Genomic DNA, 7,960 nt, shown 5'->3' on the forward strand with positions numbered 1-7,960 from the left:
GGCGGGCGCATCGCACTCGCGAGCCGGGTCGGCGAGGGCACGAGCGTGACGCTGCGCTTTCCGCTCGGTGCGGCAGCGGCGCCCGCGCCGGCCGGCACGCCCGGTGCCACGGCCGCGCCGCTGGCCATCTCGTCGGTGCTGCTGGTGGACGACGACGACGAGTTCCGCAGCACCGTGGCCGAGATGCTGCAGGCCGCCGGCTGCACGGTGCGCACCGCGGAAGGTGCCGAGCAGGCGCTGCAGGCACTGCGCGAGGCGCCGCTGCCGCAATTGCTGCTGTCGGACGTGCGGCTGGGCGATGGCATCAGCGGCGTGCAGCTGGCGCAGGAAGTGGCGCGCGAGTGGCCGCTGTTGCGCGTTGCGTTGATGTCCGCGATGCCGGACCAGGCCCTCGGCATGCAGCCCGGCTGGCGCGACGGCCGGCCCTTCCTGCAGAAGCCGTTCGACGCGCCAACGCTGCGGGCCTGGCTGGCCGGGCTCAGCGCTCCCGCGCGGCCTGCTGCGCCAGCGTCTTCACCCGCGACTCATGACGACGACCGGAGCCACCGCCAGCAGGCCTGAGAGAACGATGACCCCGAGGGGGCGCAGCGTCCGGGGTTTCTGGTGGAACGCGCCCATGAGCACCATGCACGCCACGGCCAGCGCAGGCAGCGCGAGGGCGAATGCCGGCAGCCAATAGGCCGCAGCGACTCCCTCATGAACCGTCCGACCAACCAGAAAGAAGACTGCGCCGAAACTGCCGAGCGGGACCAGCGAAAGAAACACGAGAAGCCCGCACTGGACGGACAAGGGTTGCCGGCCTGCCCAGACCAGGAAGAGGCCAGTGAGTGCGATATAGACGATCAGGAATGCGATGGGTGCCACGCGATTCACCTCCTTCGCTGGCCCAAAGACTTGAAGATTTCCGGATCTGTTGCCACGATCATTTTCTCAAGCTGGATCGAGCAGGGGCGCTAGAAGATTCCATTGAGGGCACTCCAGCCGACCCCCGTCCGCGCAACGCTCGCATCCGCCGGAGAGATCGCATCCAGCAGAGGAAGCAGCAACTCGAACGACTCGCGACAAAGATCCTTCTTGTACTCTTCGTCATCCGCCTGGCTGTAGCCGCAATACGCGATCAACTGCTTCAGCGCCAGGCCCGCATCGTCGGGGCAGGAGCGGGCCAGCTCCTCGAATCGTTCACGCAGCAGCCGATGGTGCTTGCGAATCAGCTCCCGGTGAGACAGGCCACGAATCCATGCCACCCGATGCGACAGGGCGCGATGCGGCTCGGCGGCCGTCAGGTGCTCCAACAGCGCGTCCAGCGCGCCATCCACTGAGGCCAGCAGCGGATGATCCGCAACGGCGGGCACCTGCCGGTTCCGCCAGGACAGCATCTTGTCCTCGAGCACGTCCAGTGTCGAACGGCAGATGTCCGATATGCAGGAGTCCAGATCCTGGGTCGCTCCGGACAGCGCAACGGTCTTGCCGCAGATGACGTCCTCGATCAGCGCCCTCGCCTCGGTGGCCAACGGATCGATGGGGGCCACGTAGACGGCCACGCTCGCCAGCAGTCGCAATCGCGCCGGCAGTTCTGCAGCTTGCAGGGCTCGCAGAAGCGGCATGCAGCGCGGTGCGAGTTCACGCCAGTAGGGCGCCCCCGGATCGCCGAACCGGAACAGGCTCTCCGTCGCTTCCAGAACCTCCCCGGCACCCAGCCCTCCGTCTTCAGAGGCCCATTGCGCCAGCAGCAGGCAGGATGCGTTCATCAACGGTTGCACATCGGCGGCAGGCAGCTTCGACCGCTGGAATGACAGGTACCAGATCGACGTGCGCAGCATCGATGCGGCAAAGTCGGCGCGATGCGGTCGGAACTTGATGGCCAGCCGATATGCCAGTTGCGGGTCTTCGTGCAGGCAGAGCGTCGGAAAGAGGTCCGGCGACGCCCGGCGCTCCCCCTGCTGATCGATCAGCCGCACGGCGGCCTGCATGTCGGCGTCCGCCAGCTCCTGCAGCAGCCGCCACGCATGCAGGCCCATGTCGGGCAGGCTCGCCCAGCCGGTTGCATCCCTGGGCCACAGCATGCAGCGCCGCACGGCGTCGAACCTTCGCGCCACCGGCACGCGCACGTCCGTTGCGCATTCGAAGGCAAGCGCCTCCAATCGCCGCTCGAAATCCTTCTGGCCGTGCCCGACCTGCAGTTGCAACAGGCGCAGGAAGTGCACGGCGCCCAGCAGCTCGTCCGCCGCGCCGTCGCCGAACGCCCGGGACAGGTGCGCAACGAAGCCCGCCTGCATGCGCAGGTCGCGCCAGTTCTCGACGTTGACGATCACCGTGGACGCCTTCGCCAGCAGGCGGGTGAGGAGGCTCGGCGGCTTCGGGTGAAGGAAGGGCGTGTAGCGGTGCTGGAACACGGCCAGATAGCTCTCGCCGAGCCGATTGGGCCTCGCGAGCAAGCGCGGGTCGTGCGCCTCGTACCACAGCGCCGCGGCGACCAGGCGTCGCTGCTCGGCCGGCGTGCAGCAGGCGAAGAGGCGATCGCGCCGCGCCGCGAAGTCGTGCCGCTCCCTGTCGCTCAACGGGCGACGGGGCAGGAAGGCGGTGCGTGCGAGCGTCGTCGTCAACCGCGCATCTCCCGGTCACCGCTCACGCGCAGCCTCCTGCCCCAGCTTGCGCACTGGCGACAGCAGGTACTCGATGACCGATCGCCGCCCCTGCTGCACCTCGGCCGTGATCGCCATGCCTGGGTTCAGCGCCAGCCGTTCGCCGGTCGCCATGCTCTGCAGCTGGTGCGTGTCGATCTGCACGACGGCGCGGTAGTTCAGCGGCGGCTGACCGGGCTGCGCCGGCTGCTGCTTCGGATCGACCGCGTCGGCACTCACCAGCATCACGCGCCCGTCGAGCAGGCCGTATTTCTGGAACGGGTAGGCGGCCACCTTCACCTTGACCGGCTGCCCCACGCTGACGAAGCCGACGTCTTCGTTGCGCAATTGCACCTCGGCCTGCAGCGGCTCGTCCTGCGGCACGATGGTCATCAGCAGTGCGCCGGCCGACACCACCGCGCCGCGGGTCGTCGTCGCCAGGTCCTTCACGATGCCGGCGTTCGGCGCGCGGATCTCCAGTTGCCCGGCACGCACCGTGGACTTCTGCAGCTCCTGGTCGCTGCGGTTGAGCAGCGCCAGCGTGTCGATGCGCTCGTTCTCCAGCTGCGAGCGGTACTGCGAACGCAGCGCCGCCAGCTTGCGCTCGGATTGCGCGACGGCCAGCGCGCCGCTCTGCACGTTGGCGGTCTGCACCTTCAGGTCCTGCTCCCGCTCGATGGCCTCGCGGCCCTTCTCGTTGGCGGCCAGCTCGCCGACGAAGCCCTCCTTCACCAGTTGCCGGTAGGCCTGTGCCGACTGCTGGTAGCTCGGCAGGGTCTGCGCGATCTTCGAGAGCTGCTGCTGCGCGGCCAGCAGGTCGGCCTGCGCGCGGGCGCGGGTCTGCTCCTCTTGCGCGATGCCGTCGAGGTAGGCTTGGCGGCGCGCGCGGAACTGCGCGTCGACCTGCGCATACAGCGCGGCCGGTTCGCCAAGGCCCGGCAGCAGCGGGCGGTCTGCCAGCTCGGCCTCGATGCGCCGCAGCGTCAGCTTCTTCAGCGCCACCTCGCGCCCCAGCGCCTCGGTGTCGGCCTGCGACGCCCGCGCGTCCATGCGCACCAGCAGTTGCCCCTCCTTCACCGCGTCGCCCTCCTTCACCAGGATGTCGGTGACGACACCGGCCTCGGCCGGCTGCACGACCTTCGTGAAGCTCACCGGCACGAGCCGGCCCTCGGCCGTCGCGATGATGTCGAGCTGCGCAAAAGCGGCCCAGGCCAGCAGCAGCCCGACGAGCGCCGCCACGGTGAGCAACAGCGCCCGCGGCAGGCGCGCCGGAGGCCGCTCCTGGATCGCCAGCAGGTCGGGCGCGAAGTCGAGGGCCTCGGGGCTCAGGCCCCAGCTTGCCGACGCCGCGGTCACAGCAACGCCTTCCGCGGCTCCGTGCCACGCCACAATGCCCGGCCCGGCGCCGCCGTGAGCGCAGCCACCACCGCGTCGTCGTGCAGGCCGGTGTCCTGGCCCGTGATCAAGGTCGGCAAGGCCTGCGGCCGGCGCTCGCCGAGGGCCGTCTCCGCGTGCATCGCATCCCAGGGCGAGAGCAACGCGAAACGACGCGTCGCCGGCAGGGCCTTCTCGGTCGGTGCCGCCGTGGTGCCGACTGCCGACGCCGTCACCGGAACCCCCGTGCCGTCGGCCAGCTTGATCGTTTCGATCTTGTTGGCCGTGCCCACGTACCAGTTCGTGATCGTCAGCTTGTCGGCCGTCACCCCGCTGATGCCCAGAACCAGGTTGTTGCCGCTGCGCGTCTGCGTCAGCTGCGCCGCGCTGATGCCAGTGCCGATCTCGATGCGGTCGCTGCCGCCCGCATCGGTGATCGTGTCCTGCCCGTCGCCACGGCCCCAACGGTAGACGTCATTCGACGTCGTGGAGTTGTCCGTCATCGTGTCGTTGCCGGCACCGCTGCTGTAGGTGTCGTTGCCCTCCAGGCCCTTCAGCGCGTTGACGCCCGCATTGCCGAACAGCAGATTGTCCAGGCCGTTGCCGGTGCCATCGATCGCGTTGCCGTTGAGCAGCGTCAGGTTCTCGATGTTGTTGTTGGCGGCCAGCACCCAGTTGATGGTGCTCATCACCGTGTCGGTGCCGCCACCGGCCAACTCGGTGGTGACCTCGTTGGCCGTGTCGACGTAGTAGGTGTCGTTGCCGGCGCCACCAGCCATGTTGTCGAGCCCGCCCTTGCCGTCAAGCACGTTGTTGCCGGCATTGCCGATCAGCGTGTTGGCCGCGCCGTTGCCGGTGGCCGTGGTGTTGCCGTTGCCGGTGAGCGTCAGGGCCTCGATGTTGTCCAGCAGCGAGTAGTTCACGCTGGCTTCGACGGTGTCGGTACCCCCGCCCGAGGCCTCGGTGATGCTGTCGAGCGCATCATYGACCACGTAGGTGTCGTTGCCCGCGCCGCCGATCAGCGTGTCCACGCCCTCCTTGCCGTCCAGGCGGTTCGCGCCGCTGTTGCCGGTGATCTTGTTGGCCGACGCGTTGCCGGTGCCCGACAGGCCGCTGCTGCCGCCCAGCGTCAGGTTCTCGACATTGGCCGACAGGATGTAGCTGGCGGTCGATTGCACCGCGTCGAGCCCCTCGCCGGCGTTCTCGGTGATCGTGTCGCCGCTGTCGTCGACGACGTAGGTGTCATCGCCCATCCCGCCTGCCATGTCGTCGACACCGGCGCCGCCGTCCAGCTTGTCGTTGCCTGCCCCGCCCAGCAGCCAGTCGTTGCCGGCCTTGCCGTTGAGCTGGTCGTTGCCCGCCCCGCCGTCGAAGTAGTCGCTGTTGGCCGTGCCGTTCATCACGTCGTCGCCATCGGTGCCGGCCAGCGCGATGCGGATGCCCTGCGACACGTCCAGCGTGCTGCCATCCGCAAAGCGGAAGGTCGACAGGCGACGCGGGTCGTCGAAGTAGTCGACGCCGATGGTCTCCGGCGCGGCGCCGCCGAGCACGTCGATCAGCAGCTTCGGCCCGAAGCGGCGGAAGCGCAGGTCGCCGGCCGCGATGCCGGGGCCGAACTCGATGATGTTGCCGATCGAGGTGTCGAGGATCAGGTCGGCGCCCGAGATGTCACCGGCCGCGGCCACCACCGCATCGCCACGCTTGAAGACGTAGGTGTCGACCCCGGCGCCGCCCTGCAGGCTTTGCTCGCCGACGCCGCCTTCCAGCCGGTCGTTGAATTCGGTGCCGACCAGGACCCGGCCATTCACGTCGGGCAGGACCGTGAAGCTGCCGGCCCGCGCCACGAGTTGCGTCCAGTCCAGCACGGTGCCGTCGGCGAAGCGGAACGACTCGAACTTGCCCACGTCTGCATACCCGCTGCGCGGACGGTAGTCCTGGTTGTCGCCCGTGCTGCTGATGCGGATCTGGCCACCGCCCTGGTCCACCTCCAGGATCCGGTCGGAGGTAAGGCTGCCAGCCGCGTTGTAGGTGACAGCGCTCAGCTTCAGGTTCTCGGGCGTGATGCCGGCGCCGAACTCGATCACGTCGTTGCCACCGTACTCATAGATCAGATCCTTGCCATCGCCCCGGTCGAAATGGTAGGTGTTGTTGCCTTCCAGGCCGACCAGCGTGTCGTCACCCTTGCCGCCGGTGAGGCGGTTGGAGATGCCCAGCACGGTGCCACCGTCGGCGGCCGTCCAGGTGCCGGTGCTGAACAGCACCTCGCCGGCGGCCGAACCGATGACGGGCAGGTCGGCCATGCTGGCCGGCATCAGGGAGGACGCGCTGCGCACCGTTCCGTCGGCGAACACGAAGGTCGGCAGGCTGTTAACCATGTTCGGGCGGATCGCCCGGCCGTCGAGTGCGTAGGAAATCGTGTCGCCCTGCGTGCCGTAGGTGAACGTGAGCGCCATGTTGGCTGCATAGACGTCGTTCGCGGGCACGGCGGTCAGTCCCACGAGCTTCAGGGACGACGCGGCCACGCCGGCCGCGAACGTGACACGCAAGGTTCCGTCGGCGGCAGCGCCATCGGCCAGGTACTGCGTTTGACGGAATAGGTCGTGGCCATCGCCCTGCGCGAACACAAAGTCGGCAGAGCGGGTGGATTCCAGCGAGAAGGTGTCGTCGCCCTGGCCGCCGACGATGGTGTCGACGGCGTCGCCCCAGCCGATGTTGTAGCCAAAAGTGTCGCTCCCGTCGCCGCCGTCAAGCCGCTCGCTGCCGTTGCTGCCAACCAATCGGTCGTCGCCCGCGTCGCCATAGAGGGACGATGAGCGGCCATCATCGTTGGCCGTTGCATTCAGGAGGTCGTTGCCATCGTCGCCATGCAGGACATCGGCTCCGCCATCGCCGGACAACCGATCGTTGCCGGCTCCGCCATGCAAGGTGTCGTCGCCATCCCCACCGAAAAGCTCGTCATCTCCACTGCCACCGTCCAGGACGTCATTGCCGCCCTGTCCCTGGAGCGTGTCGGCATCGTCACCGCCGTCGAGCAGGTCGTTGCCTGCGCCGCCGTACAGCCAATCCCTTCCTTCGTCGCCATACAGGCTGTCGTTCCCGTACCCGCCGACCAGTGTGTCGTTACCACCGAGGCCGTGGATGTCCTGCGGGCGCGTGCTGCTGCCGTTTCCGTCGATCCGGTCGTTGCCGGCGGTGCCGATCTCCGTGAACGGAAGATGCGCCGTGATCTCCCCGTCGCTCCACACCGTACCGTCGGCGAACTGGATGGCGCCGAGGCGACTTTGCGGACTCAGAGTGATCTGGTCTCCCGAGCCATAGCGCAGCACCAGGCCTCCGCCATCGTTGGCCAGCGTCAACTCGCTTTCATGCACATCGGCCAGCACGATGCGGTTGGTGCCGATCGTGGAGGCGTCCTCCAGCGTATCCACGCCATCGCCCTTGTGGAAGACGTAGGTGTCGCTGCCGGCACCGCCGACGAGCTGGTCGGATCCGGTGCCGCCTTCCAGCACGTCATCGCCGTTGCCTCCAGTGAGCGTGTCGTCACCGCTGCCACCTGCCAGCGTGTCGTTGCCGGCCCCGCCGCGGATCGCATCGTTGCCGCCCAGGGCATCGAGGGTGACGTTGCCGTCGCCAGGAACCTCGAACGTGTCATCACCCTGCGTCATCAGGTCTTGCAGGCCGACGAACGGAACGGTGCCGCGCTCGTACGACGTGCCGTCGGCGAWGGCGATCTGCTGGCGGCTCGCGTTGGTGAAGAACTGCTTCACCGTCAACTGGTCGCCGCTGCCCTGGAACATCACGAACAGGTCGGCACCGTTGCGGATGAAGCGCGCGGCGCCCACCGGCAGGGTGGCGTCGAATTCGATGCGATCGGTCTCGCCAGGGGTGCCTGCGGTGTCGTCCACGGTGTCGGTGCCGAAACCCGAGCTGAAGCGGTAGGTGTCGTTGCCACTGCCGCCCACCAG

General features: G+C 68.3%; 5 protein-coding genes. 1 reads left to right on the forward strand and 4 read right to left on the reverse strand.

Going from position 1 to position 7,960, the window contains the following annotated elements; genetic code table 11:
- Window positions 1–561 (forward strand): response regulator (locus AC1D12_RS17770; RefSeq protein ID WP_477841917.1); only part of this gene is annotated, 561 nt, incomplete at its 5' end.
- On the opposite strand, the gene AC1D12_RS17775 is transcribed toward AC1D12_RS17770, so the two are convergent.
- From AC1D12_RS17775 to AC1D12_RS17790, 4 genes are all read right to left on the reverse strand, one after another.
- On the reverse strand, window positions 514–864 hold the full coding sequence (locus AC1D12_RS17775) for a hypothetical protein (RefSeq protein ID WP_477841919.1): 351 nt from the start codon (window positions 862–864) through the stop codon (window positions 514–516). The genes AC1D12_RS17770 and AC1D12_RS17775 overlap by 48 nt on opposite strands.
- A gap of 89 nt (window positions 865–953) precedes the next feature.
- Window positions 954–2,603 (reverse strand): hypothetical protein, encoded by a 1,650-nt coding sequence (locus AC1D12_RS17780; RefSeq protein WP_477841920.1) that lies wholly within the window; start codon window positions 2,601–2,603, stop codon window positions 954–956.
- Window positions 2,604–2,618: 15 nt separating this feature from the next.
- Window positions 2,619–3,977 (reverse strand): HlyD family type I secretion periplasmic adaptor subunit, encoded by a 1,359-nt coding sequence (locus AC1D12_RS17785; protein WP_477841922.1) that lies wholly within the window; start codon window positions 3,975–3,977, stop codon window positions 2,619–2,621.
- Window positions 3,974–7,960 (reverse strand): calcium-binding protein (locus tag AC1D12_RS17790; protein WP_477841924.1); only part of this gene is annotated, 3,987 nt, incomplete at its 5' end. The genes AC1D12_RS17790 and AC1D12_RS17785, both read right to left, overlap by 4 nt.

The organism is Rhizobacter sp. P1_G5 (assembly GCF_056405435.1).